Source organism: Cryobacterium sp. TMT2-14 (genome assembly GCF_004402465.1).
Lineage (GTDB): Bacteria > Actinomycetota > Actinomycetes > Actinomycetales > Microbacteriaceae > Cryobacterium > Cryobacterium sandaracinum.
The window spans coordinates 37,988-64,757 of sequence record NZ_SOFV01000042.1; the positions used below are offsets into that span (position 1 = coordinate 37,988).

20 protein-coding genes are annotated in these 26,770 nt (G+C 68.6%); 14 read left to right on the plus strand and 6 right to left on the minus strand.

Going from position 1 to position 26,770, the window contains the following annotated elements; genetic code table 11:
• Positions 1-90 precede the first annotated feature (90 nt).
• A complete protein-coding gene (locus E3O28_RS16470) occupies positions 91-1,893 on the plus strand; it encodes a hypothetical protein (protein ID WP_174721916.1) in 1,803 nt (600 codons plus the stop codon).
• Positions 1,890-2,891, plus strand: a complete 1,002-nt coding sequence (locus E3O28_RS14520) for a tetratricopeptide repeat protein (RefSeq protein ID WP_104103201.1) — start codon at positions 1,890-1,892, stop codon at positions 2,889-2,891. Before E3O28_RS16470 ends, E3O28_RS14520 begins: the two co-directional genes overlap by 4 nt.
• Before the next feature lie 203 nt (positions 2,892-3,094).
• Here the strand turns inward: E3O28_RS14520 and glgB are convergent, their stop codons facing one another.
• On the minus strand, positions 3,095-5,440 hold the full coding sequence (gene glgB / locus E3O28_RS14525) for a 1,4-alpha-glucan branching protein GlgB (RefSeq protein ID WP_134416581.1): 2,346 nt from the start codon (positions 5,438-5,440) through the stop codon (positions 3,095-3,097).
• Complete coding sequence (locus E3O28_RS14530; RefSeq protein ID WP_241973154.1) at positions 5,437-7,386, minus strand: maltotransferase domain-containing protein; 1,950 nt, start codon at positions 7,384-7,386, stop codon at positions 5,437-5,439. The genes glgB and E3O28_RS14530 overlap by 4 nt, the downstream gene beginning before the upstream one ends.
• A gap of 206 nt (positions 7,387-7,592) precedes the next feature.
• Between E3O28_RS14530 and glgP the strand changes: the two genes are divergently transcribed.
• On the plus strand, positions 7,593-10,166 hold the full coding sequence (gene glgP, locus E3O28_RS14535) for an alpha-glucan family phosphorylase (RefSeq protein WP_134400917.1): 2,574 nt from the start codon (positions 7,593-7,595) through the stop codon (positions 10,164-10,166).
• Positions 10,167-10,224: 58 nt separating this feature from the next.
• On the opposite strand, the gene ybaK is transcribed toward glgP, so the two are convergent.
• Entirely contained in the window at positions 10,225-10,740 is a 516-nt protein-coding gene (gene ybaK / locus E3O28_RS14540) for a Cys-tRNA(Pro) deacylase (RefSeq protein WP_241973148.1), read from the minus strand.
• Positions 10,741-10,780: 40 nt separating this feature from the next.
• Complete coding sequence (gene glgX / locus E3O28_RS14545; protein ID WP_104103214.1) at positions 10,781-12,823, minus strand: glycogen debranching protein GlgX; 2,043 nt, start codon at positions 12,821-12,823, stop codon at positions 10,781-10,783.
• A 95-nt stretch (positions 12,824-12,918) separates the two neighbouring features.
• Between glgX and E3O28_RS14550 the strand changes: the two genes are divergently transcribed.
• From E3O28_RS14550 to ligA, 5 genes are all read left to right on the plus strand, one after another.
• Positions 12,919-14,103: a cysteine desulfurase family protein gene (locus tag E3O28_RS14550; protein WP_104103217.1), complete on the plus strand. Its 1,185-nt coding sequence runs from the start codon at positions 12,919-12,921 to the stop codon at positions 14,101-14,103.
• A gap of 127 nt (positions 14,104-14,230) precedes the next feature.
• On the plus strand, positions 14,231-14,563 hold the full coding sequence (locus E3O28_RS14555) for a winged helix-turn-helix domain-containing protein (RefSeq protein WP_233191536.1): 333 nt from the start codon (positions 14,231-14,233) through the stop codon (positions 14,561-14,563).
• Complete coding sequence (locus tag E3O28_RS14560) at positions 14,563-14,802, plus strand: hypothetical protein (RefSeq protein ID WP_104103220.1); 240 nt, start codon at positions 14,563-14,565, stop codon at positions 14,800-14,802. The genes E3O28_RS14555 and E3O28_RS14560 overlap by 1 nt, the downstream gene beginning before the upstream one ends.
• Before the next feature lie 191 nt (positions 14,803-14,993).
• Positions 14,994-16,211 (plus strand): tRNA 2-thiouridine(34) synthase MnmA, encoded by a 1,218-nt coding sequence (mnmA, locus tag E3O28_RS14565; protein ID WP_134416583.1) that lies wholly within the window; start codon positions 14,994-14,996, stop codon positions 16,209-16,211.
• The gene (ligA, locus tag E3O28_RS14570) at positions 16,204-18,495 is read left to right on the plus strand and encodes an NAD-dependent DNA ligase LigA (RefSeq protein WP_134416584.1); all 2,292 of its coding nucleotides are present in this window, start codon (positions 16,204-16,206) and stop codon (positions 18,493-18,495) included. Before mnmA ends, ligA begins: the two co-directional genes overlap by 8 nt.
• Before the next feature lies 1 nt (position 18,496).
• On the opposite strand, the gene E3O28_RS14575 is transcribed toward ligA, so the two are convergent.
• Together E3O28_RS14575 and E3O28_RS14580 are read right to left on the minus strand one after the other, a co-directional pair.
• Complete coding sequence (locus E3O28_RS14575; RefSeq protein ID WP_134343097.1) at positions 18,497-19,291, minus strand: alpha/beta hydrolase; 795 nt, start codon at positions 19,289-19,291, stop codon at positions 18,497-18,499.
• The gene (locus tag E3O28_RS14580) at positions 19,288-19,833 is read right to left on the minus strand and encodes a PadR family transcriptional regulator (RefSeq protein ID WP_134343098.1); all 546 of its coding nucleotides are present in this window, start codon (positions 19,831-19,833) and stop codon (positions 19,288-19,290) included. The genes E3O28_RS14575 and E3O28_RS14580 overlap by 4 nt, the downstream gene beginning before the upstream one ends.
• A 298-nt stretch (positions 19,834-20,131) precedes the next feature.
• On the opposite strand from E3O28_RS14580, the gene E3O28_RS14585 reads away from it, so the two are divergent.
• From E3O28_RS14585 to E3O28_RS14610, 6 genes are read left to right on the plus strand one after another with little or no spacing between them, the layout of a single operon-like run.
• Positions 20,132-21,460, plus strand: a complete 1,329-nt coding sequence (locus tag E3O28_RS14585; protein ID WP_134400920.1) for an alpha/beta hydrolase — start codon at positions 20,132-20,134, stop codon at positions 21,458-21,460.
• A 38-nt stretch (positions 21,461-21,498) separates the two neighbouring features.
• Positions 21,499-21,795: an Asp-tRNA(Asn)/Glu-tRNA(Gln) amidotransferase subunit GatC gene (gatC, locus tag E3O28_RS14590; protein ID WP_174720178.1), complete on the plus strand. Its 297-nt coding sequence runs from the start codon at positions 21,499-21,501 to the stop codon at positions 21,793-21,795.
• A gap of 3 nt (positions 21,796-21,798) precedes the next feature.
• Positions 21,799-23,373: an Asp-tRNA(Asn)/Glu-tRNA(Gln) amidotransferase subunit GatA gene (gene gatA, locus E3O28_RS14595; RefSeq protein WP_134416586.1), complete on the plus strand. Its 1,575-nt coding sequence runs from the start codon at positions 21,799-21,801 to the stop codon at positions 23,371-23,373.
• Positions 23,373-24,878 (plus strand): Asp-tRNA(Asn)/Glu-tRNA(Gln) amidotransferase subunit GatB, encoded by a 1,506-nt coding sequence (gene gatB, locus E3O28_RS14600; RefSeq protein WP_104103236.1) that lies wholly within the window; start codon positions 23,373-23,375, stop codon positions 24,876-24,878. The genes gatA and gatB overlap by 1 nt, the downstream gene beginning before the upstream one ends.
• Entirely contained in the window at positions 24,878-25,192 is a 315-nt protein-coding gene (locus E3O28_RS14605) for a hypothetical protein (protein WP_134400921.1), read from the plus strand. The genes gatB and E3O28_RS14605 overlap by 1 nt, the downstream gene beginning before the upstream one ends.
• A gap of 5 nt (positions 25,193-25,197) precedes the next feature.
• Positions 25,198-26,295, plus strand: a complete 1,098-nt coding sequence (locus E3O28_RS14610; RefSeq protein ID WP_233191537.1) for a VIT1/CCC1 transporter family protein — start codon at positions 25,198-25,200, stop codon at positions 26,293-26,295.
• Positions 26,296-26,770 lie beyond the last annotated feature (475 nt).

Sequence of the window (26,770 nt, forward strand, 5' to 3'; positions counted from 1 at the left end):
ATCGGGCCCGCATCCGGGTCCAACGTGCCCGTGTGCGCGATGAGCGGCCGGCGACACAGGAGGGTTGACGTGCGTTTTGTTCTTGCCATAGTGGCATTCGTCCTTGCTGCGGCAATGATTGTGCTCGGCATCGCCCAGCGGACCATTTTTCTCGATCCGGCCTCGGTGAGCCTGAGCGCATCCGTGGAGGACGCCCGCTTCGCGGTGGTCGAGCCCAGTGCTCTCAACGCCGTGCCGGGAAGCCAGACGATCACCGTCAGCGGTTCCGACACGGTTTTCCTGGCCTACGGGCGCACCGACGACGTCAAGGCGTGGCTCGGAGACGAACCGTACGTCGACATCCGCAAGGACAAGGACACGGTCGCCCTCAGCAGCACACTCATCGATCCGGCTACGGAGGCCGAATCGGCCGCCGAGTCTGAGTCCGGCTCTGCGGCGCCAGCGGACTCCGCGGCTGAGTCGGAGACGGTCACCAACCCGGAGGGCTCCGACCTGTGGCTGCAGGAGTTCACGGCTGAGAACACGCTGACCACCACTCTCAAGGTTCCCGACGGCATCTCCCTGATCGTGGCCTCAGACGGCACGGCCTCCGCGCCCACAGATGTCAGCCTGTCCTGGCCCACCGACAACTCCACACCCTGGGCAGGCCCGCTGATCGTCGGCGGCGCGGCCGTCGGCCTAATCGGCTTGATCATCTACCTCCTGGCGCTCCTGCACCTGCGCCGCTCCCGCGGCCCCCGCCGCAATCTGCCCCGCGGGCCACGGATGCCCCGGCTCCCGCGCGTGCCCCGTCCGAAGGCCATCAAGCCGAGCCAGATCAACGGATCCGGTAAGTCGATCGCTCGGTCCATGGTCGCCATGCCCCTGATCCTGGTCAGCGGTTTGGTGCTCAGCGGTTGCTCGGCCGATTTCTGGCCGGCCACGTCCGCTCCCGACGCCGCCACCAGCGGGACGCCGACTCCGACCGACACCGCCGGCCCGGCCCAGGACGTGCCGCCGCCCGCCGTGACGGTGCCGCAGCTCGAACGCATCGTGGCCGATATCGCCTCGCTGACCGCGGATGCCGATGCGAACCTCAACGCCGACATCCTCGCCACCCGGTTCACCGGCCCGGCACTGGAGAAGCGACTGGCGAACTACAAGATCCGGGGGGCCGACCCGGCCATCGCCGCGCTGCCGGCGCTGCCCACGTCACCCCTCCGGCTCACGCTGCCGCAGCAGTCCTCCACCTGGCCGCGCGTCGTCATGACGGTCCTCCAGGACGAGGCTGACACTGCCGCCGCGCCGACGGCCCTCGTGCTGCGACAGGAGTCGCCGCGGGCCGACTACCTGGTCGAATACATGATTCAGCTTGAAGCGGCCGCCACGGTTCCCAAGGTCGCCCCGGCGACCATCGGCGCCCCGATCATTGCACCCGACTCCACGTTCCTCCTGCTCTCACCCGACCAGGTCGCCGCGGCCTACGCCGACGTGCTCCAGCTGGGGGAGGCCAGCCCCTCCTACGCCCTGTTCGAGGCGGAGGGCGACAGCTTCCGCACCCAGGTCACCGAACTGAAGACCTCACGCCAGGCCGGCCTGCCCTCGACGGCGTCGATCGAATTCGGTGCGGCCGCCGGCACCGGGCGCACCGTGGCATTGGCGACCAACGACTCCGGCAGTATCGTCGCCGTGAGCCTGACCGAGACCGAGACGGTGAAACCGGTGGATGCCGGCGCGACCGTGAGCCCCGAGGGTGCCAGCAAGGCCCTCTCCGGCATCACCGCCACGGCCAAGGGCATCACCAGCACCTACGGCGACCAGCTCCTGTTCCATGTTCCGGCCGCCGGTTCGAACGAAAAAATCGTCTTCCTTGGTTTCTCCCAGGGTCTGATCTCATCAACGGAGCTTCCATGAGTGTTGTCCCCCCGTCCCTGTCCGGCATGAACCTGCGCGGAGCCGTCGACCTGTCTACGCTGGTGAACCGTCCACCGGCGCCGGCCGCGGGCGCACCGCCGGCGCCGGGCGCACCGCCGGCGCCGGGCGTGCCCGGTACACCCGCGGCGGGTCCGGTCGCGGTACCCAGCCTCGTGCTCGAGGGCACGGATGCGAATTTCGGCGAAATACTGGAACTCTCGATGAGTGTTCCGGTCATCGTGGACCTCTGGGCCGAATGGTGTGAGCCGTGCAAGCAGCTCACGCCGATCCTGGAAAAGCTCGTCCTGGAATACGCCGGCCAGTTCGTGCTGGCCAAGGTCGACGTGGACTCGAACCCGCAGCTCACCCAGGCCTTCCAGGCGCAATCGATCCCGACCGTGGCCGCCGTGATCGGCGGTCAGCCGGTGCAGCTGTTCAGTGGCGCACTGCCTGAGGGCCAGGTGCGCGAGGTTCTGCACCGGGTCTTCGAGCTCGCGGCGCAGCACGGCGTCACCGCCATGGCGGCCGCCCCGGAGGCCTCCGGCGACGCCGAAGCGGAGGCGCCGGCCTCCGGAGAACCCGAGCTGCCGCCGCTGCACCAAGAGGCCTACGACGCCATCGACCGCGGAGACTATGACGCGGCGATCGCTCTCTACAAGACCGCGCTGGCGCGGGACCCCCGGGACCAGATGGCCGTCGCCGGCCTGGCCCAGGTGAGCCTCCTGGCCCGGTTGCACGGCAAGACCATGGCCGAGATCCGCTCAGCCGCCGCGGCCGCGCCCGACGACCTGCTAACGCAGCTCGCGGTCGCCGACCTCGACCTCTCCGGCGGTCACATCGAGGATGCCTTCGATCGGCTGCTCGCCCTCTTTCCCGCGCAGGAGCCGGCCGGCCGCAACCTGATCCGCGAGCGCATCCTGGAGATGTTCGAGGTCATCGGCCAAGACGACCCGCGGGTGCCGCCCACCCGCTCCCGCCTCACCGCGCTGCTGTACTAGACGACGGCGTCGAACCAATTCGACGGAGATTTTGGTCTAGAACCGCTTTTTAGTGGTGTCTAGCGCTGATTTCGGCAAAATCTCCGTCGAATTCGTTTGGAATGGAGTCGCTCAGGCCCACGCGTCCGAAGTGGCAAAAAAATGGCCCCGTCGGCGTTTCGACGGGGCCATTTCCGCGCTCTCGCGAACTGGGGCGAAGCGGGTCAGCGTTGCAGGCGCAGCCAGAGACCGGCCAGCGGGGGCAGGGTCACCACAGCGGATGCCGGGCGTCCGGCCCACGGCACGTCGAGCGCGGTCACGGCACCCAGGTTTCCGACCCCGGAGCCGCCGAAGTCCGCGGCATCCGTGTTCAGAATCTCCTCCCACACCCCGGCGAACGGCAGGCCGACCTGGTAACCGTTGTGCGGCGCCCCGGAGAAGTTGAACAGGCAGGCAATGGGGTTGCCGTCGGCGTCCCAGCGCAGGAACGAGACCACGTTCTGGGCGGCCGCGCCGCCCTCGAGCAGCTCGAAGCCGCTCGGGTCGTTGTCCTTAGCCCAAAGGCTCGGGTTCGACCGGTACACCCGGTTCAGTTGACCGACAAGCGTGAACAGGCCGCGGTGAGCCGGCTGGTCGAGGGTCCACCAGTCCAGGCCGCGCTCTTCGCTCCACTCAGAGCGCTGCCCGAATTCCTGGCCCATGAACAGAAGTTGCTTGCCGGGGTGCGCCCACATGAAGGCGAGGTAGGCGCGCACGTTGGCGAGCTGCTGCCAGGAGTCACCGGGCATCTTCGCGACCAGCGAGCCCTTGCCGTGCACGACCTCGTCGTGGCTGATCGGCAACAGGAAATTCTCGCTGAACGCGTAGACGAATGAGAACGTGATCTGGTTGTGGTGGTGCGCCCGGTACATCGGGTCGACCTGCATGTACTCAAGCGTGTCGTGCATCCAGCCCATGTTCCATTTGAAACCGAACCCGAGACCACCGGCACTGGTCTGCGCCGTGACCCCACCCCAGTTAGTGGACTCCTCGGCGATCATGACCGCTCCGGGATTGCGCTTGTAGGCGGTGGCCGTGATCTCCTGCAACAGGCTGATCGCCTCGAGGTTCTCGTTGCCGCCGTGGATGTTCGGCTCCCACTGACCGTCTTCGCGGGAGTAGTCCAGGTAGAGCATCGAGGCCACGGCGTCGACCCGCAGCCCGTCGATGTGGAACTCCTCGAGCCAGTAGAGGGCGTTCGCGACCAGAAAGTTGCGAACCTGCTTCTGGCCGAAGTCGAAGACGTAGGTGCCCCAGTCCATCTGCTCGCCGCGGCGAGGGTCGGGATGCTCATACAGCGCTTCGCCGTCGAAGCGGGCCAGCGCAAAGTCGTCCTTCGGGAAGTGCCCGGGCACCCAGTCCATCAAGACGCCGATGCCGGCCTGGTGCAGCCGGTCGATCAGGTAGCGCAGGTCGTCGGGGTGGCCGAACCGGCTCGTCGGCGCGTAGTAGCCGGTGACCTGGTAGCCCCACGAGCCGCCGAACGGATGCTCGGTGAGCGGCATGAACTCCACGTGCGTGAACGCCAGTTCGTTCAGATAGTCGATCAGCTGGTCGGCGAGGTCGCGGTAGCTCAGCCCCGGACGCCACGACCCGACGTGCATCTCGTAGATGCTCATGGCCCGGTTGTGGGGGTCGGTGGCCGAACGGTCGGTGAGCCAGCGGGCATCCGCCCACTCGTAGCTGGTCTCACCGATGATGGAGGCCGTCTTGGGCGGGATCTCGGTGTAGCGGGCCATCGGGTCGGCCTTACGCACCCAGTCGCCCGAGCGGGTCATCAGCTCGAACTTGTAGTTGGAGCCGGCGGTCAGCCCGGGCACGAACAACTCCCAGACCCCGGTACTGCCCATGTTGCGCATGGCGTGCAGCGTGCCGGTCCAGGCGTTGAAGTCGCCGATCACGCGGACGGCCCGGGCATGCGGGGCCCACACGGCGAAGGATGTGCCAGACGTGGTGCCGAGCGGGCCCGCGTTCGGCCGGTAGTGGGCGCCGAGAACATCCCACAGGCGTTCGTGTCGACCCTCGCCGAGAAGGTGCAGGTCGAGTTCGCCGAGGGTGGGCAGGTAGCGATAGGGGTCATCGACGATCCAGGTGGGGGCGTCGCTGTAGCGGGCCTCCAGCAGGTAGTCCTGAAGGCCGAGAGTGCTCACGCCCTGCCAGATACCGTGGCCCAGGTGAGCCAGCTCCACATGCGCGCCCGTGGGCAGCACGGCGAAGACCTCGGTCGCGAGCGGGCGGAGGGCACGGATGACGGTGAGCGGGTCCGCGATACCTGCCTGCTCGATCAGGTGCTGGCCGAGGACCTCGTGCGGGTTGTAGTAGCTGCCGGTGGAGACGGCCTGGAGGACGTGGTCGGCGATGACCGGCAGCTCGAACGGCGCGGGGGAGTGCAGCGCTCCGGCAGGCTTCGGCACGCTCGCCTTGACGGTTCCCTGAGGCTGGGCGGCGCCCGCCTTGTCCAGGGTCTTCTTGTCAGCGGTCTTCTTGTCTGCGGCCCTTTTGGCCGCCGGACCTCCCTGTGCGTGCTTCATTGAGCTGGTCCTTTCACGTGCAGGATGTGCACCGGTTCGGTGAATGCGTTGAGGCGCACGAAGTTGTCGGCCGACCAGGTCCAGATGGCACCGGTGATCAGGTCCTCGACCTCGAACACGGAGCCGTACGGCAGACCGAACCGGGCGACGTCGAGGTGCACGACGGTTTGGCGCACGGAGTGGGGGTCGACGTTGGCGACGATGATCAACGCGTCCGAGTGCCCGCTGCCTGTGAACGGCGCGTCGAGGAATTTGCTGTAGACGAGGATCCCCTCGTCTTCGCTCTCGTGGAGATCGAGGTTGCGCAGCTGCCCGAGGGCCGGGTGCTCGGCGCGGATGCGGTTGAGGAGGGTGAGGTAGGGCGCCAGGGACGCGCCGGCCGCTTCGGCGCCCGCGAAGTCACGCGGCCGGTACTGGTACTTCTCGTTGTCGATGTTCTCCTCGGCGCCGGGCCGGGCCACGCACTCAAACAGGTCGAAGCCCGTGTACACGCCCCAGGTCGGCGCCGCGGTGGCCGCGAGGGCCGCCCGGATCTTGAACGCCGCCGGGCCGCCGAACTGCAGATACTCGGAGAGGATGTCGGGAGTGTTCACGAACAGGTTCGGTCGCAGGAAGTCGGCGGTCTCGTGGGCGAGGCCATCGAAGAATTCCGCAAGTTCCTGCTTCGTGTTGCGCCAGGTGAAGTAGGTGTACGACTGCTGGAACCCCACCTTGCCCAGGCCCTGCAGCAGGGCCGGCCGGGTGAAGGCCTCGGCGAGGAAGAAGACATCGGGGAATTCGGCGTTGATCTCGAAAATCAGCCACTCCCAGAAATCGAGCGGCTTCGTGTGCGGGTTGTCGACCCGGAAGATATTGACGCCCACTCCGATCCAGTACCGCACGATCCGCAGCACCTCGGCGCGGATACCCAGAGGGTCGTTGTCGAAGTTGACCGGGTAGATGTCCTGATACTTCTTCGGCGGGTTCTCGGCGTAGGCGATGGACCCGTCGGGCAGCGTGGTGAACCACTCCGGGTGCTCGGTGACCCAGGGGTGGTCGGGCGACGCCTGCAGGGCCAGGTCGAGCGCGACCTCGAGGCCGTTCTCGCGAGCGACCGCAAGAAAGAACTGGAAGTCGGCGACGGTGCCGAGGTCCGGGTGGATGGCGTCGTGGCCGCCGTCCGCCGACCCGATCGCCCAGGGCGAGCCGGGGTCGTTCGGTCCGGCGTTGAGGGTGTTGTTGGGTCCCTTGCGAAAAGCCAGGCCGATCGGGTGGATCGGCGGCAGGTAGAGCACGTTGAAGCCCATCGCGGCGACGGCCGGAAGCCGGTTAGCCGCGGTGCGGAAGGTGCCGCTCTGCCAGGAGCCGTCGGCGCGCTTCACGGCGCCCTCCGACCGAGGGAAGAACTCGTACCAGGAGCCGACGCCGGCCCGGGTGCGTTCGACCAGCACGGTCCGGGATTCCGAGACCGATTCGAGGCTAGCCATCGGGCGCACGGCGGCCGCGGCAGCCAGCTTCGGGCTGCTGAGCACATCGAAGCGGGCGGCGACGGACTTGGCCGGGTCGACGAGGGACTTCGCGGCCGCGGTGAACGTGCGCCGCTCGTTCAGAGGGCGGGTCTTGACGGCGCTCTCTCGGATGAGCAGCTCAGAGCCGATCAGGAACATGAGTTCCACATCGACCTCGGCGGGGATCTTCAGCGAGGCGTTGTGCCGCCAGGTGGCCCAGTCGTCGGCGTAGGCGCGCACGCGGTAGGTCCAGCGGCCCTGGGTTCCGAGGGTGACGAGCGTCTCCCAGCGGTCGGTGCCGGGGGAGTTCAGGGACATCGGATGCTGCGACTCGGTTCCATCGGGAGCGGTCAGCAGCAGCATGACGCCGATGAGGTCGTGTCCCTCCCTGAACGCGGTCGCGGCGAACGGAACCGCTTCGCCCACGAACGCCTTCGCGGGCCAGAGGTCGTCGTTCAACTGAGGGGACAGATCGAGGATCGGGATACGGCCGATCCGGGGTTCTGCCGGGTCTGTCGTCTGGACTTCCTGAACCGCGCCGAGGGTTTCAGGAGCCGCGCCTGTGCGTTTTACTGTCTTAGCCACCTACTGACCGTAGCGCGGATTGGGGGTGTAATGCTGCCTCTATTCACCCGCCGGACACGCCCCGCGCCTAGGCTGAGGATGTGAAAGCGATCCGCAAATTTACCGTCCGAACCGTGCTGCCCGAGTCGCTCGCCGCGCTCGACGAGCTTGCCGGCAACCTGCGCTGGTCCTGGCATGAGCCGACCCGCCAGTTGTTCGAGCACATCGCCCCTAAATTGTGGCGTGAGAGCGGTACCGACCCGGTCGCGTTGCTGGGGGCCGTCGACACGGCCCGCCTCGAAGCCCTCGCCCAGGACAACGACTACGTGGCGTGGGCGAACGCCACCCGCGACGAACTGCGCGAGTACCTCGAGAAGCCCCGCTGGTACCAGGGGCTCGAGGGCGACAAGCCGGCATCCATCGCCTATTTCTCCCCGGAGTTCGGCATCGCCGCCGCGTTGCCGCAGTACTCGGGCGGCCTCGGCATCCTCGCCGGCGATCACCTGAAAAGCGCCTCGGACCTTGGCGTGCCGCTGGTCGGTGTTGGCCTGTTCTACCGTGCCGGGTACTTCAGCCAGGCCATCTCACCCGACGGCTGGCAGCTGGAGAGCTACCCGCTGCTCGACCCCGACGGCCTGCCGCTGTCGGTGCTGCGCCGGGCCGATGGCTCGCCCGTGCAGGTCTCCCTCGCACTTCCCGACGACCGGACCCTGCACGCGAGGGTCTGGCAGGCGATGGTCGGTCGCATCCGGCTCTTGATGCTCGACACCGACATCCCCGAGAACACCGACGACCTGCGACTGGTCACCGACCGCCTGTACGGCGGCGGCGGCGAACACCGTCTGCTGCAGGAGCTGCTGCTCGGCATCGGCGGCGCGCGCGCCGTGAAGAAGTGGAGCAGCCTCAACGGTCAGGCCGACCCTGAGGTGTTCCACACCAACGAGGGTCACGCCGGTTTTCTCGGCCTCGAGCGCATCTCCAGCCTGATCGGCGAGGGGCTCAGTTTTTCGGAGGCGCTGCAGGTGGCCCGGGCCGGAACGGTGTTCACGACCCACACGCCGGTCGCCGCCGGCATCGACCGGTTCGAGCGCAGCCTGGTGCGGCGCTACTTCGAGACCGACCTGCTTCCGGGCGTCGCCGTCGACGACCTCCTCGCCCTCGGCGCGGAGAACTTCCAGGATGGCAACCCGGACGTCTTCAACATGGCCCTGATGGGCCTGCGACTGGGGCAGCGCGCCAACGGCGTCTCGAAGCTGCACGGCGAGGTCAGCCGGGTGATGTTCAAGGGTCTATGGCCAGGTTTCGACGCCGACGACGTGCCGATCGCCTCGATCACGAACGGTGTGCACGCCCCCACCTGGACCGACCCGGCCCTTCTCGCGCTCGCGCAGAGCCGTCTGGGCACCAGCGACACGTCCGACGCCGATTGGGCGTCGCCCGCCGTGTCCGACACGGACCTGTGGCAGGTGCGCGGCCAGATGCGCCTGCAGTTCGTCGAGGACGCCCGCCGACGGATCGCCGCGGCCTGGGAGGGCCAGAACCCGGGCGGCATCGTGCCGTCCTGGATCGGGCGGGTCTTCGACCCGAACGTTCTCACGATCGGGTTCGCCCGCCGCGTGCCGACCTACAAACGTCTGACCCTGATGCTGCACGACCCCGAGCGGTTGCGCGCGCTGCTGCTGCACTCCGAACACCCGATCCAAATCGTAATCGCAGGCAAATCGCATCCGGCCGACGAGGAGGGCAAGCGCCTGATCCAGAGGATCGTGCAGTTCGCGGCCGACCCGGCGCTGCGCACCAAGATCGCGTTCCTGCCCGACTACAACATCGGTATGGCCCAGCTGATGTACCCAGGCACGGATGTCTGGCTCAACAATCCGCTGCGCCCGCTCGAGGCGTGCGGCACGTCCGGCATGAAGGCGGCCCTCAACGGCGCCCTCAACCTGTCGATCCTCGACGGCTGGTGGCCGGAATACTACGACGGCAACAACGGTTGGGCGATCCCCACCGCAGACGCCGCCGGTGACGCGGCCGAACGTGACCGGCTCGAGGCGGACGCGCTGTACGAGCTGATCGAGCATCAGGTCGCACCGAAGTTCTACGACCGCAACGCCGACGGAGTGCCCGAACGCTGGGTCTCCTCGATTCGGCAGACGCTCGCGAAGCTCTCACCGGAACTCAACGCCGGTCGGATGGTGCGCCAGTACGTGCAGGAGCTGTACCGGCCTGCCGGCACGGCCGCGGCCCGCCTGTCCGAGAACAACTACCGGGCCGCCCGGGAATTGGCCGCCTGGAAGGGGCGGATCGTCTCGGCCTGGCCCGGCGTCGCCGTGACCCACGTCGAATCCGGCGGCGTCGCCCCGGTGCCGCAGGTCGGCGACGAACTGCACCTCCGCGCACACGTGCAGCTGAACGGTCTTGCGCCCGAGGACGTCACCGTCGAGGTCGTCTACGGCAAGAGCCTCACCAATGACGACCTGAGTGACGTCAACACCCTGCCGCTCAATACGGAACCGTTGGGGACCGGTGCGACGGATGCCAGTACGCCGACGCTCTTCACCGGCACGATAGAACTCGACCGTGGTGGCGCATTCGGCTACACGGTGCGGGTCGTGCCGCACAACGCGCTTCTGGTGAGCCCCGCCGAGATGGGTCTGATCGCCGTCGCCGGCTAGCGCTGACCGGCCTCACGAAAAAGCACCTTCGTTCCGACGGAGGTGTTTTTTCGTGCGGTTACGGGCGCGCGATCGCCGCGAAGACCGCGGAGGCGGCCCGGGCCAGATCGGCCGGCGTCAGCTCGATGTCGAAACCGCGGCGCCCGCCGGAGACGAAGACGGTGTCGAACGTCAGGGCGCTCTCGTCGACCACGGTCGTGAGCCGGCTCTTCTGGCCGATCGGGCTGATACCGCCCACCACGTAGCCGGTCTTGCGCTCGGCGAGCGACGGGTCTGCCATCACGGCCCTCTTTGCACCCACGGCGGTGGCCAAAGCCTTGAGGTCGAGCTGGCCGGTGACCGGCACGACGCCGACGACCAGCCGGCCGTCGACATCCGTCAGCAGAGTCTTGAACACCCGGCCGGCGGCGACGTCGAGTTTCTCCGCCGCTTCCAGGCCGAAACTCGTCGACGACGCCTCGTGCGGGTAGGCGTGCGGGGTGAACGGGATGCCGGCGCGCACCAGCGCCACCGTCGCCGGAGTACCGGCGCTTCCCTCCACCCGTTTGGCCACGGTCAGCGGCCCCCGGTCCAATTGCCCATGGTCCGGTTGCCCATGGTCCGGTTGCCCACGCTCAGTGCGCCCGGAGCAGCTGCATCGAGGCGGCCGGTACGAGGAACCGGTCGCCGGGGGCGTGCTCGATGACGGCGTCGCTCAGGTCGTCGTGGCTGGAATCCCAGAGCAGCGAGTACGAGGTGACGCCCGTGTGCAGGGGCAGCGTCACCGTCACCTCCTCCTCACGGCCCTGCACGATCAGCAGGATACGGTTGAAATCCTCGTGCTCCGGGGTGCTCGCCGCCAGGTACTGCAGAGTGCGCTCACCGGACGAGTGCCAGTCGTCCTCGGACATGGACCGGCCCTCCGCGTTGTACCAGTTCATTTCGCTGGCGCTGAGGGTCGTCTCACCGGGGCGTCCGAACCGTACCGGGCGCAGCGCCGGGTTCTCGCGGCGCAGCTGGAGCAGGCGCCGAGTCACCCGGTGCAGGTCCTCCTGCCAGTCGTCGAGGTCCCAATTCAACCAGGTGAGCTCACTGTCGTGGCAGTAGGCGTTGTTGTTGCCGCGCTGGCTGCGACCGAATTCGTCGCCCGCGGTGATCATCGGCACGCCGGCCGACAGCAGCAGGGTCGCGAGCAGGTTGCGCATGGCCTTGCGCCGGGCGGTCAGGATGTCCCGGTCCCGGGTCGGACCCTCCGCGCCGTGATTGAACGAGTTGTTGGAGTCGGTGCCGTCGCGGTTCGACTCCCCGTTGCCGACGTTGTGCTTGACGTTGTACGAGGTCAAATCGGCCATCGTGAAACCGTCGTGGGCCGTGATGAAGTTGAGCGAGGCGAGCGGGCCGCGCTCCCGGGAGAAGGTGTTCGCGGAACCTGCGAGGCGGGTCGCAAAGCGCCCGATCCCGCTCCCGGCGTGCCCGTCGCGGGCGGCCGCCAGGTCGGTCAGCCAGAACGACCGCATGCGGTCGCGGTAGCGGTCGTTCCACTCGGTCCAGCCGTCTGGGAAATTGCCGGTCTGCCAGCCGCCCATCCCGATGTCCCAGGGCTCGGCGATCAGCTTGACCGTCGAGAGTTCCGGGTCGGCCGTGATCGAGGCGAGCAGCGGGCTGTCCGCCTGGAAGTCGACGTTCTCGTCCCGGGCGAGCGTGGCGGACAGGTCGAAGCGGAAACCGTCGATCTGCACCTCGTTCGCCCAGTAGCGCAGCGAGTCGAGCACGAGTCGGCGGGGAACGTCGTGGGAGACGTTCAGGGTGTTGCCGCAACCCGTGACGTCGATGTATCCGCCGGCGCTGTTCTGCCGGTAGTAGGCGGCGTTGTCGATGCCGCGGAGGCTGCTGACGGGGCCGTTCGGGCCCTCCTCGGCGGTGTGGTTGTAGACCACGTCGAGGATGACCTCGAGGCCGGCCTCGTGCAGGAGCTTGACCATGCCCTTGAATTCCCGGAGCACCGCTTCGGGACCGGCGGCCTGGGACTTCTGGGTGGCGTAGTCGGCGTGCGGTGAAAAGAAGTTGAAGGTGTTGTAACCCCAATAATTGCTCAGACCCTGCTTTATCAGGCGCTGCTCGGACACGAACGCCTGCACCGGCAACAGTTCGACGCTGGTCACGCCGAGGTTCTTCAGGTAGCCGATGGTCGACTCGTGGGCAAGGCCCGCATAGGTGCCGCGGAGGTTCGCCGGCACCGAGGGGCTGAGGTTGGTGAGGCCGCGAACGTGGGCCTCGTAGACCACGGTGTGGTCCAGGGCGATCCTCGGTTTGACCGAACCGGCCCAGTCGAAATCGCCGTCGACTACGGAAGACTGCCACTGGTCGGGGCCGACCCGCACGAGTCCCCGGGAATAGGGTTCGATCAGTGTCTTCTCGGGGTGGAAGGAGTTGCGGGGGGCGGTGGGACCAGAGACGCGGATGCCGTAGCGGCGTCCGGGGGAGAGGGTTCGGGAGTGTCCGGACCAGACGCCGTGCTCATCCTTGACCATGGGCACGGTCTTGATGATCCAGTGGGGGTCGGTGGCGTCGAAGATGCACAGGTCGATGGCGTCGGCGGTCTCCGACCACACGCGGAGTTCGCCGCCGTGGGTCGTGACTCGCACGCCGAGGCTGCGCAGGGGATCAGGCGGGGTCATGCGTTCTAGAGTAATGAGTACAGAAGCCGTGATTTACCACCAGGAGACCCGCCGGTGGGACCTGGCGAAACTCGAGCGAGCGCGAAAGGAGCGAGATGGCGATCTATCTGGACCATGCGGCAACCACCCCCATGCTGCCCGAAGCCATTGACGCCTACGTTCGGGCGATGGGGGTGGTGGGCAATCCCGCATCCGTTCACAGCCAGGGTCAGAACGCAAAACGGATGCTCGAGGAGGCCCGCGAGCAGGTCGCTGCCAGCCTCGGCTGCGACCCGATCGAGGTAGTCTTCACCGGCGGCGGCACCGAGGCGATCAACCTCGGCATCAAAGGGCTGTTCTGGGCCAGGCAGCCGCGCACCCGCATCCTCGTTCCCGGAGGCGAGCACCACGCCACCATGGACACGGTCGAGTGGCTCGATCGGCACGAGGGAGCCGTAGTCGAGTGGCTGCCGCTGGACGCCGTCGGCCGGATCGACCTGGCAGCGGTTGCCCAGTCCATCGCCGCGAACCCCGACGACATCGCCCTGATCACCTGTCTCAGCGCCAACAACGAGGTCGGAACCCTGCAGCCGGTCGCCGAGGTGGCCGCGCTCGCCGCGGCGCACGGCATCCCGGTGCACGTCGACGCGGTGGCGGCGTACGGCCACGTTCCGATCGATTTCCACGCCCTCAGCCAGGCCGGCGTGGCCGCGCTCAGCGTCTCGGCACACAAGATCGGCGGCCCGGTGGGGATCGGGGCGCTCGCCCTCTCGCGCCGGGCCACGGTCGAGCCGCTGCTGCACGGCGGCGGGCAGCAGCGTCAGGTACGCAGCGGCACCCAGGACGTCGCGGCGGCCGTGGCGTTCGCGGTCGCGGCAAACGCCCTGCACGACCTTCCGGCGGAGAACGCGCGGATCTCCGCGCTGCGCGAGCGACTCGTCGTCGGCGTCTCTTCGGCCGTACCCTCCGTTGTGGTGAACGGCGACCCGGACCCGCAAAACCATCTGCCGGGCACCGCGCATTTCAGCTTCCCGGGCTGCGAGGGTGACTCGCTCCTGTTCCTGCTCGACGTGGCGGGCATCTCGGTGTCCACGGGGTCTGCCTGCCAGGCGGGCGTGGCCGAGCCCTCCCACGTGCTGCGCGCCATGGGCCGCAGCGAAGTGGAGGCGCGCGGCGCCCTGCGGATCACCCTCGGCCGCACCAACACTGAGGCCGACGTCGACGCTCTGCTCGCCGCCCTCCCGGCCGCCCACGTCCGGGCGGCCCGGGCCGGCCTGGCCGACCGGATGCCGGGCCGCTGAGCCGCGCCGCGGCATCCGTGCTCTGCTGCACGTCGTCGCTCCTCACCCGCGGCGCAGCTGCCGCGCGGCTGACGTGGCGGTGCTGGACGGCTTGGGCCTACACGTGTAAGGTATTTATTGCAGGTAGATGGATGTCGAGGGGAGCGTGGGCACGATGACGCTCGACGAGGAGATCGCCCGGCTGTCCGCCCTCGCCAACCCGCACCGGTTCCGCATCATCGCCCTGCTGGCGGAGGAGTCCCTCCATGTGAGTGAGCTCGCCCGCCGGCTGGGGATGTCCCGGGCCCTGCTGTACATGCACCTGCAACGACTCGAATCGGCCGGTTACGTGACCGGGCACCTCGAACTCTCCGACGACGGCAAGGCCCTGAAATTTTTCGAGGTCGTTTCGTTCGAGGTCACCACCAACGTCGCACGCATCGTTGCGGCGGTCGCAGCCGACACAGAAAGCACACATTGATGGACAACATTCCCTGGTTCGCCTGGATCGCCATTGTCGGCATTATCGCCGGCGTCACATCGAGCATCGTGGCGGCCGTGCTGCGGTCGCGCGAGAAGCAGGCGGAGTTCGCCGAAGCGGCGGACCTGCGCGGCCTCGTCGAGCAGAGCACCGCGAGCAACCAGGCCGTGCTCGACCGGCTCGCCCTGCTGGAGCTTCGCCTCGCCTCGATTGAGCGAACCCTGACCGATATCCCCTGACACCGGCCCTGGCCCTGGCTGGTGCCGCGGGCGTCTGTCGTCGCTCGCCCCGGCCCATCGTTTCGTTGCGCGGGGGCTGCGCCGCTGCGCGCCTGGCACGCCACGCGCGCAGCGACGCAGCTGCCGCGCTGGGGCTGCGCGAGGGCTGCGCGAGGGCTGCGCGGGGGCGCTCACCCGATTACACTCGTCAAGTGAAGGTTTTGGCAGCAATGAGCGGTGGGGTGGACTCCGCCGTCGCCGCAGCCCGCATGGTCGAGGCGGGACACGAGGTGGTCGGGGTGCACCTGGNAGCCCGCATGGTCGAGGCGGGACACGAGGTGGTCGGGGTGCACCTGGCCCTCAGCCGGATGCCCGGAACCCTGCGCACCGGCAGCCGCGGCTGCTGCACGGTCGAGGACTCGATGGATGCCCAGCGGGCGGCCAACATCATCGGCATCCCGTACTACGTCTGGGACTTCTCCGAGCGGTTCAAGCTCGACGTGGTCGACGACTTCATCGCCGAATACGCCGCTGGCCGCACCCCGAACCCCTGCATGCGCTGCAACGAGCGCATCAAGTTCGCCGCCCTGCTCGAAAAGGCCCTCGACCTGGGCTTCGATGCCGTCGCCACCGGTCACTACGCCACGATCGTGACGGATGCCGACGGCAACCGCGAGCTGCACCGCGCCAGCGCCTGGGCCAAGGACCAGTCCTATGTGCTCGGCGTGCTCACGCAGGACCAACTGGCGCACTCGATGTTCCCGCTCGGCGCGACGCCGTCCAAGGCCGAGGTGCGAGCGGAGGCCGCGGCGCGCGGTTTCTCGGTGGCGAACAAGCCCGACTCCTACGACATCTGCTTCATCCCCGACGGCGACACCCGAGGCTGGCTGGCCGAGCGCGTGCCGCCGGCGACCGGGGACATCCTCGACCGGGACGGCAACACCCTCGGCACGCACGACGGGGCGGCCGCGTTCACCGTCGGGCAGCGCAAGGGGCTGCAGATCGGCACCCCGGCCGCCGACGGCAAGCCTCGGTTCGTGCTCGAGGTGCGCCCGATCTCCAACACCGTCATCGTCGGGCCGAAAGAGGCGCTCGCGATCAAGAAGATCGCCGGCACGAAGTTCACCTGGTGCGGCGTGGCCCCCGCGCACCCGGAGATCGCCTTCGACTGCGACGTGCAGATCCGCGCCCACGCCGACCCGGTTCCCGCCGTGGCCCAGGTCGTTCCGCTCAAGGCCGGCTCGTCCGCCGAGACCAGCGCGAGCCGCGGGAGCGGCGCCACCACCGAGCTCGTGATCATCCCGGCCGAGCCGCTCACCGGCGTCGCGCCCGGGCAGACCGCCGTCGTCTACCTCGGCACCCGCGTGCTCGGGCAGTGCACCATCGATCGCACGGTTAGTGCCGTCAGTGCGGTCGCCGTCGATGCATAGCCCGGCGCCCGACCCGGCGGCAGACGCGCCCCTGCACGTCGCCGCGGCCGAGGTCTCCGACCTGACCCAGCGCATCCTGGAAGCCCGGGACGCGTACTACGACCGCAACGAGGCCGTCATCACCGACGCGGAGTACGACGCGTTGGTGCACCGCCTCGCCGAGCTCGAGCGGGAATTCCCTGAGCTGGCCAGTCAGGACAGCCCCACCCAGACCGTGGGCGGCCGCGCCGAGACCAGCCTGTTCGATCCGGTGCAGCATGCCGAACGCATGCTCAGCCTCGACAACGTCTTCTCGCTCGACGAATTCGGCCTCTGGGCCGCGAAGGTCGAACGGGACGCCGGGCGACCCGTGCACTACCTCTGCGAGCTCAAAATCGACGGACTCGCGATCAACCTGCGCTACGAGCAGGGGGTGCTGGTCAGCGCCGCCACCCGCGGCGACGGGGTGGTCGGCGAGGACGTCAGTGAGAACGTCGCCTTGGTGCCCGGCATTCCGAGAAAACTGCGGGGCACCGGGCATCCGCCCCTGATGGAGGTGCGCGGTGAGGTGTTCTTTCCGGTCGCCGAATTCCTCGAGCTCAACGCGCAGCAGGTCGCCGCCGGCGAACGCGTCTTCGCGAATCCGCGCAACGCGGCGGCCGGCTCCCTGCGCCAGAAGGCCGAGGGTAAGGCCGCGGAACCGCTGCGCCTGATGCGGGCCAGGCTCGGCCGGCTCCGGATGCTGGTGCACGGCATCGGCGCGTGGTCCACCCCGCCGGTCGCGTCCCAATCCGGGGTCTACGAGCTGTTGCAGGGCTGGGGTCTGCCTACCAGCAGCTACTACCGGGTGGAACCCTCCGCGGCTCTCGCGGCGGACTTCGTCGCCTACTACGGCGAGCACCGCGCCAGCGTCGACCACGAGATCGACGGCATCGTGATCAAGGTCGACGAGCTGGCCCTGCACGCCGAACTCGGTGCCACCAGCCGGGCGCCGCGCTGGGCGATCGCCTACAAGTACCCGCCCGAGCAGGTCAACACCAGGCTGCTCGACATCGTCGTCAGCGTCGGCCGGACCGGCCGGGCCACGCCGTTCGCCGTCATGAAGAAGGTGCGGGTCGCCGGTTCCGAGGTGCGCCAGGCCACCCTGCACAACCAGGACGTGGTCCAAGCCAAGGGCATCCTGATCGGCGACATCGTCGTGCTGCGCAAGGCCGGCGACGTCATCCCCGAGGTGCTCGGCCCGGTGGTTGAGCTGCGCGACGGCACCGAGCGAGCCTTCGTCATGCCGGTGAACTGCCCGGAGTGCGGCACGCCGCTCGCCCCGGCCAAGGAGGGCGACATCGACCTCCGCTGCCCGAACGCGCGCAGCTGCCCGGCTCAGGTGCGCGGCCGGGTCGAGCACATCGGCTCCCGCGGCGCCCTCGACATCGAGGTGCTCGGCGAGGTGGCTGCCGCCGCTCTCACCCAGCCCACCCGTCCGGTGGAGCCGCCCCTGCCCACCGAGGCCGGCCTGTTCGACCTCACCCTCGACGACCTGCTGCCGATCGAGGTCATCGTGCGGGACGCCGAGACCGGGCTGGCCAAGGAAGAGGATGACGGCTCCGTGCGGCTGCGCACGCCGTTCCGGCGCAACCCCACGGCCGCCGAGAAGAAGAAGGGCGTCGAGGGACCGCAGCCATCGTCGAGTGCGCTGAAGCTCCTGCGCGAGATCGAGCTGGCGAAGACCAAGCCGCTGTGGCGGCTTCTGGTGGCCCTCAACATCCGTCACGTCGGGCCGGTGGCGGCGCGCGCCCTGGCCGGCCACTTCGGTTCTCTCGAGCTGATCCGGGCCGCGTCCCGCGAGGAGCTCGCCGAGGTCGACGGGGTGGGCGGCATCATCGCCGACGCCATCATCGCGTGGTTCGAGGTGGACTGGCACCAGGGCATCGTGGAGCAGTGGACGGTGGCCGGTGTTCAGTTCCGCATATCGGAGCACCCCGGTCCGGGAGCCGCTGCGGCGGCCGGGGGAGTGCTGGCCGGGCTCACGGTGGTGGCCACCGGCTCGATCGAGGGCTACACCCGGGAAGAGGCGCAGGAGGCGATCATTTCCGCCGGGGGCAAATCCGCCGGGAGCGTGTCGAAGAATACCGACTTCGTGGCCGCCGGTCCGGGCGCGGGGTCGAAGCTGGCCAAGGCGGAGGCGCTCGGCCTGCGGATCCTCGACGCCGCAGAATTCCACCTGCTGGTCACGAGCGGCCCGAAGTCCCTGGCCGAGACGACGGCCGACGCCGACGCCGACGCCGACGCCGACACTGACCCGGTTTGATTCAACGGCTCTCCTCGCCCGGCACCTCTGACGCGTCGACCCAACCGAGCACCATCCGGGTGAACAGGTCCACATCCTCGATGCTCCAGACATGGTGCATGCCGGGTGCGGTCCAGGCGCGAGTCTGCGGCAGATGCGCGAGCAGCGCGGGAAAGCTGTCCCGGACGAGGCGGGACTCCCGTTCGCCCGCCACCGCCAGCAGGGGGCCGCGGTAGTCCTGCAGCCTCTCCGGGACGCCGCCGCGGTTCACCTCGGCGAAGACGCGCCGGGCGTTGTCGGTTCGGAGGCTCAGACCGTGTTCCACGAACAGGTCGACCGCGTCGGCGGGCAGGCCGAAAGCCTTCGCCTGGGCCCGCCAGTACCAGGGGCGGTCCCAGAGCCGCAGTTGCATCGTGCTCAGGAATCGGGCCGTGCCGTGCACCCCGGTGAGCGGCACGCCGGACACCAGGCAGGAGTGCAGCAGTCCCGGGTGCCGGGCCATGACGTGCGTGGCCACGAGGCCGCCCAGGGACAGCCCCACCAGATGGGCCCGGCCGCCGCGCGCGTGAGCGGCGATGATGCCGGCCACATCGTCGGCGGTCTGACCGAGGGAAAGCCAGTCCTCTCCGGCCCGGGCGCCGAAACCGGGCAGGTCGGGGGTGAGCAGATGCCGGTCGGGCATTCCCTCCACCTGCGGTCTCCAGGACCACGACGCGACGCTGCCGCCGTGCAGGAACATGATCGTGTCGGTCCCCGTGGTGTCAACGCCGTGCTGCAGGGGATAGCGGAATTTCAGGCGCTGGCGGGGACGGCTCATCCGAGGGCCTCCTTCGTCTCGACCAGCCACGCGAGTTCCGCCTCGGCGTGGAGGATTCCGTTCCGCAGCGTTGCGAAGCGCAGCCTGCGTCCGAGGTCGTCCGGGGCACGATCGTCGGGCTCGCGGTGGGCCTGCTCCTGCTCAGCGACGGAACGCAGTGCGGCCAGCATCGCGGTGGCCTGGCCGCGCCGCGCCCGCATCAGTGCCCGGGTAGCCGGCACCCCCAGGGTGCCGACGAAGAACAGCCGCATCAGGAACGCGTCGTGCGAGGTTTCGGGTTCCAGCGGCGCCCGCAGCCAGTCGCCCAGGGCCGTCCGGCCGGCCGAGGTGATGTGGTGCTCGCGCCGGTCGGGGCGTCCCTCCTGCGGAATGACCTCGACGTCGGCGAGACCGTCGGAGACCAGTGCCGCCAGCGTGCGGTAGATCTGGGATTGGTCGGCGGACCAGAAATGGGCGACGGATGCCTCGATGCTCTTTTTGAGGTCGTATCCCGTCATCGGTGCGAGGTCCAGGATCCCGAGGAGGGCGATTTTCAACGACATGTTTATATGGGATCACACCTATATAGGTTTATGCAAGTATCAACTTTGGCGCGATTGACCCTCGATCGGGGGTCTCCCAGACCCACTGTGGGGGCACGGCCGCACCATCCGTTTCAGTAGTCTGGAGACGCAATGCTTGTCTGTTAGGGGCCGGGTTGTTTTGCTACTCGGTGTTCGTGAGGGGACGTGCCCAGGTTTGCTGTTAGAAGCGGCGGTTCTAACGCTCTCCCTGGCTCTCAATGGAGTCAGTGAGACCTCTGGCGCGCACGCTCTCAGCACCACAGTCCAGGGCCAGCCGGTGCCGAACCGGGGCGCCGAACCCGCCGCGGCGGAACCGTTGTGGCTGAACCTGTCGGCGCGCACCGGCACCTCGGTCGCGGGGCCCGGCGCCGGCGACCCGCGGGTGTCCGCGCAGCCGATCGCATCCGTGCCGAAGTCCGCCACGGTCGCCACGGTCGAATCCGTGCGGGGACTGACCGGAGCCAACCTGCTGGCCGGGCTGTCCACCCTCTCCGTGGCCGACATGGCCGCGTTCGTGGAGCAGTCCCCCGGCCAGGTCGACGCTCTGTTGACGGCGCCGCCCGCAGCCTCCGCGGTGGCCGGCCTCTGGACGGAACTCGGCGCCTCCGAGCGGTCGTCGCTGCTGGCTGCCGCACCCAAGCTTGTGGGCAACCTGGAGGGTGTCCCCTTCCGGGAGCGGGGCAGGGCCAACGCTCGCTACCTCACGCAGAGCCTGGCCGACGTCACCCAGCGGCTGGCCGACGCGACCGACGACAGCGAGCGCACGCTGCTCAACCGAGAACTCGCCGTCCTGACCCAGGTCAAGGCGGCACTGAGCACCCCCGACGGCGCCCCGCGCCGTTCCTTGATCCTCCTCGACCCCGCAGGCGGCGGGCGTGCCGCGATCGCCCTCGGCAACCCGGACACCGCCGCATTCGTCACCTATCTGGTACCCGGCATGAACTACACCGTCGAGCAGCAGATCGTCAACTGGGCCGACACCGCAGACGCCGTGTACACGGAACAGATCGCGGTGCTGCGCGGGGGGGCGCCGTCCGGGCACGCCCTGACCGGCGGCATCCGCGCCGCCGGCGTCGCCACGATCGCCTGGATCGGCTACGAGGCCCCCACGGTGTTCACCGTGGGCGGGACGGGCCTCGCGGAGGTCGGCGCCGACTTCCTGGAGCAGTCGGCTCTGGGCATCGCGGCCGACCGAGGCACGCGTCGGCCCTTCGTTTCGGTGCTCGCGCACTCGTACGGGTCGACCGTGGCGCTCACGGCGCTGGCCCGCGGCACGTTCGGGGTGGACGCCCTGGTGCTGGTGGGGTCCCCGGGCAGCCAGGTGCAGTCCGTCGATAGCCTGAGCGTCGCGCCGGGCAGTGTCTATGTGGGCAGCGCCGACTGGGACCCGACCGTGAACAGCGCTTTCTTCGGCAGCGATCCCGGTGCGGAGTCGTACGGCGCGAACACCCTCGGCGTGTCCGGCGGGAACGATCGGATCACCGGCTCCTGGCTGAACGGATCGGTCGGCCACAACGCCTACTTCGACGCTGGAAGCGAGTCCCTGCACAACATGGCGTTGATCGGAACCGGCAACGCGGATCTTGTCACCGACGGCTCCGAATAGAATTGGGGAATCCACCCTCGACGATCGTACGGAGCAACATGTCTGAAATCACGGCCGAGCAGGTTGCCCATTTGGCCAACCTTGCCCGGATCGACCTCAGCTCGGAGGAGATCGCCCGCCTCACGACTGAACTCGGTCAGATCGTTGACTCGGTCGCGAAGGTAGCCGAAGTGGCCAAGCCGGATGTGCCGGCGACGAGCCACCCGATGCCGCTGACCAATGTCTTCCGCGCCGACACGGTGGTCCCCTCGCTCACGGTCAAACAGGCGCTCTCCGGGGCTCCCGACCGGGACGGCGACAAGTTCCGCGTGCCCGCAATCCTGGACGAGGAGTAATCCATGACCAACGTGATCAAGCTGTCCGCCGCCGACCTCTCGGGTCTGCTTGTCGAACGGTCCATCAGCTCCGTCGAGGTGACCCAGGCTCACCTGGACCAGATCGCGGCCGTCGACACCGGTGTGCACGCGTTCCTCCACGTGGCCGGTGAGGCCGCGCTCGCCGCCGCAGCCCGCGTCGACGCCCGGCGTGCCGCCGGCGAGGTGCTCGGGCCGCTCGCCGGGGTTCCGATCGCCATCAAGGACGTGCTCGCCACCATCGACATGCCCTCGACCGCCGGTTCCAAGATCCTCGAGGGCTGGATCCCCCCGTACGACGCCACCGTGGTCAGGCGCGTGCGCGACGCCGGGCTGATTTTGCTCGGCAAGACCAACATGGACGAGTTCGCGATGGGCTCGTCGACCGAATTCTCCGCCTACGGCCCGACGCACAACCCGTGGGACTACGACCGGATCCCCGGCGGCTCCGGCGGTGGCTCCGCGGCCGCGGTCAGCTCCTTCGAGGCGCCGCTGGCGCTCGGCAGCGACACCGGCGGCTCGATCCGCCAGCCGGCCGCCGTCACCGGCTCGGTCGGCGTCAAGCCCACCTACGGCGGTGTGTCCCGCTACGGCTCGATCGCTCTCGCATCCTCGCTCGATCAGGTCGGCCCGGTGACCCGCACGGTGCTCGACGCCGCCCTGCTGCACGACGTGATCGGCGGGCACGACCCGCTCGACTCGACGTCGCTCACGGACACCTGGCCCTCGATGGCGGCCGCCGCACGCGCCGGCCTCGCCGACGGGGCGCTCACGGGGGTGCGGGTCGGCGTGATCAAGGAGCTGAGCGGCGACGGATTTCAGGCCGGAGTTGAGCAGCGCTTCACCGAGACCCTCACGTTGCTTTCCGCGGCGGGCGCCGAGATCGTCGAGATTTCCGCCCCCAGCTTCGAGTATGCGATCGCTGCCTACTATCTGATCCTCCCGGCGGAAGCGTCGAGCAACCTGGCGCGCTTCGACTCGGTGCGCTTCGGCATCCGGGTCAACCCGGAAGACGGCCCGCTGACCAGCGAACGGGTCATGGCGGCCACGCGCGACGCGGGCTTCGGCCCCGAGGTCAAGCGCCGCATCATTCTCGGCACCTACGCCCTCAGTGCCGGCTACTACGACGCCTACTACGGCAGTGCGCAGAAGGTGCGCACGCTGATCCAGCGCGACTTCGACGCGGCCTTCTCGAAGGTCGACGTGCTGGTGTCGCCGAGTGCGCCGACCACCGCGTTCAAGTTCGGCGAGAAGATGGCCGACCCGATGGCCATGTACCTCAACGACGTCACCACGATCCCGGCCAACCTTGCCGGGGTCCCCGGCATGAGCCTGCCGATGGGACTCGCGCGCGAGGACGGCCTGCCGGTCGGCCTTCAGATCATGGCGCCCGCGAAAATGGATGCTCGTCTCTACAGCTTCGGAGCCGCCGTCGAGGCGCTGCTCGAAGCATCCTGGGGGCACACCCTCCTCAGCCGGGCGCCGGAACTGGCGCGGAGAGAAATGTTCGCCGGCACAGCCACAAGCACAGCGTTCACGAGCACAGAGGGAGCCGTCTGATGAAGAAGGCCGAACTGATGGACTACGACAAGGCCCTGGAGCTGTTCGAGCCGGTGCTCGGCTTTGAGGTGCACGTCGAGCTCAACACCAAAACAAAGATGTTCTGCGGCTGCGCAAACGAATTCGGCCAGGGTGCCAACACCAACACCTGCCCCACCTGCCTGGGTCTGCCCGGAGGGCTGCCGCAGGTGAACGCGAAGGCCATCGAATCGAGCATCCGTTTAGGGCTCGCCCTCGGCTGTGAGATCGCGGAATACTCGCGGTTCGCCCGCAAGAACTACTTCTATCCGGACACCGCGAAGAACTTCCAGACTTCGCAGTACGACGAGCCGATCGCGTTCAACGGTCAGCTCACGATCGAACTCGAAAGCGGACGCCTGGTCACGGTCGACATCGAGCGCGCCCACATGGAGGACGACGCCGGCAAGCTCACCCACGTGGGTGGGGCGACCGGTCGCATCCAGGGTGCCGACTACTCGCTGGTCGACTACAACCGCGGCGGAGTGCCGCTGGTCGAGATCGTCACCCAGATGATCGAGGGCGGTGAGGCGGACTCACCCGAGATCGGCCGCACCTACGTTGCCGCCATCCGCGAGATCGTGAAAGCGCTCGGCGTCTCCAACGCCCGGATGGAAGAGGGCAACGTGCGTTGCGACGCGAACGTGTCCCTGCGCCCGCGCGGCTCGAATGTGCTCGGTACGCGCACCGAGACCAAGAACGTGAACTCGCTGCGTTCGGTCGAGCGGGCCGTGCGGTACGAGATCCAGCGTCAGGCGGCCCTGCTGCACGCCGGTGGAACCATCACTCAGGAGACCCGGCACTGGCATGAGGACACCGGCATCACTTCGGCCGGCCGGCCCAAGTCCGACGCCGACGACTACCGGTACTTCCCGGAGCCCGACCTCGTTCCCGTGGCCCCGTCGCGGGAATGGGTGGAAGAACTCCGCGCCACCCTGCCGGAGCCTCCGGCCGCCCGCCGCAAGCGGCTTCAGGCCGAATGGGGCTTCGCCAACCTCGAATTTCAGGATGTCGTCAACTCCGACCTCCTCGACGTCGTCGAGGCAACCATCGCAGCCGGCGCCGCAGCCCAGGCCGCCCGCAAGTGGTGGACCGGCGAGGTTGCCCGCCTTGCGAACGCCTCCGGTGTGTCCGCCGACTCGCTTGTGCAGCCGGCGCAGGTCGCCGCACTGATCGAACTCGTCGTGGCCGGAACGCTCACCGACCGCCTGGCCCGGCAGGTGCTCGAGGGCGTCATCGGCGGCGAGGGCACTCCGCTCGAGGTCGTCGAGTCCCGCGGTCTCGCGGTCGTCTCGGACGATGGCGCGCTGATCGCGGCGATCGATGAGGCTCTGGCCGCCCAGCCCGATGTTCTGGCCAAGATCCGCGACGGCAAGGTTCAGGCGGCCGGAGCCGTGATCGGCGCCGTTATGAAGGCCATGCGCGGACAAGCGGATGCCGCGCGCGTGCGCGAGCTCGTGCTCGAGCGTGCCGGAGCGGCCGAGTAATGGGCCTCGGGAACACGCGCCAACCTGCCGCCGACGGGTACCCCGGTTCCCAGCCGGGTGCCCTCGGTGTGGGAGCGCAGGTCGTGGTGCGCTTGGACCGTGGTCGGTATCCGGACGCCGACGCCGAAGACCCGAGCGGCGTGATTGTGGCGGCCGGAGAACTCCAGGGCGCGGCCCTGTACGCCCCCGTTTCCGGACGGGAAACCGTATGGATCGTGGAATTCGACGAACCCTTCTACGGTCTCGACGGTTCTGGCCCGCACGCGTCGGCTCGGGTGGCGCAGAGCTCGCTCGAAGCCGCCCCCGAGGCGTAACCGTCGTGGAGCAGAAGCGCCCGGCCACCGCGCGGGACATCCGTCGCTGGCGCCGCTACCTGGCAGACGAACGGGCCGAAGCGACGGTGTACCGCGACCTCGCCGGACGCCGTAGCGGCGAGGAACGCGAGATCCTGCTGGCTCTGGCCGACGCCGAGGGGCGCCACGAACAGCACTGGCGGCACCTTCTCGGTGACCAGGTCGGAGCCCCACACCGGGGAGCGATCCGCACCCGTTTTCTGGGGTTCCTGGCCCGCAGGTTCGGATCGGTTTTCGTGCTTGCCCTCGCCCAGCGTGCCGAGGCCCGCTCCCCGTATGACGCCGATGCCGACGCCACAGACACCATGGCCGCCGACGAGCGCATCCACGAGGAGGTCGTGCGTGGGCTGGCCGCTCGCGGCCGGCAGCGGCTGGCTGGCACGTTCAGAGCCGCGGTCTTCGGGATCAACGACGGCCTCGTCAGCAACCTGGCCCTGGTGCTGGGCATCGGCGCCACCGGAGTGCCCGCCGCCACGATCCTCTTCACCGGTATCGCCGGTCTTCTCGCCGGGGCACTCTCGATGGGTGCCGGCGAATATGTCTCGGTACGGTCCCAGCGTGAGCTGCTCGAAGCCTCAACGCCGAATCCGGCCTCCCGGAACGTGCTGGCCCATCTCGATTTGGCTGCGAACGAACTGACCCTGGTCTATCGCGCGCAGGGGATGCCCCCGGAGAAAGCGGAGATCCATGCACGCGAGGTTCTGCGCACGGTGGCCATCGCGACCGGCCCGGTCGACGTCAAGAAGACCGGCGGCCTGGCTCCGGCGGTCGACGAGCACGAAGCCATCGGCACGGGAATCGGAGCGGCCACGTCGAGCTTCTGCTTCTTCGCCTCCGGGGCGATCCTGCCGGTGCTGCCGTATCTGTTCGGCCTCGACGGGATCACCGCGGTCATCGCGGCAGCCGTGCTCGTGGGGCTCGCCCTGCTGGCCACTGGCGCCATCGTCGGGCTGCTCTCGGGCGGGCCGCCCTGGCGGCGCGCCATCCGTCAGCTCATCATCGGTTTCGGTGCCGCCGGCGTCACCTATCTGCTGGGTCTTCTCTTCGGAACCTCGATCGCCTAACGCTGCTCCCGAGCCGCCGTGCTTGAGGTGGCCGCAATTCCGCTCAGAACGGCGCCGGTTGTTTCGTGTGCGCCTGCCGCACGGCCGGCTCCTATTCGGCCCTTTTTCCGGTGCACGGATGTTCGTGGCCGGTTCGCTGAGGAGGGTGCGCCCGGTCGGTGAGGTCCACTGCAGGGTTCTGCCGGGCAGGGGCACGAAGCTCCACCGGGTCTCGGACTGCTCGCTATATATGGGCTTCATGAGGGAGACGTTACGGGTACCCACTGACATTCGATGCCCCAGGTCGGCGACCGTCAGTGCCCAGTGGATAACCCGATCAAACTCATATTGCGGAGGAGGAGTGGTGCTCGCTGCGGGGCCTGCTTCGGGCATCCGTGATGGGGCGCGCCACCCGCATCCGTCCTCGCGGTATTACGGAGATTTTTGGGGAAACGCCGGTTTGGGAGCCGGTCTGGGCGGCGTGTTGCGACAATCT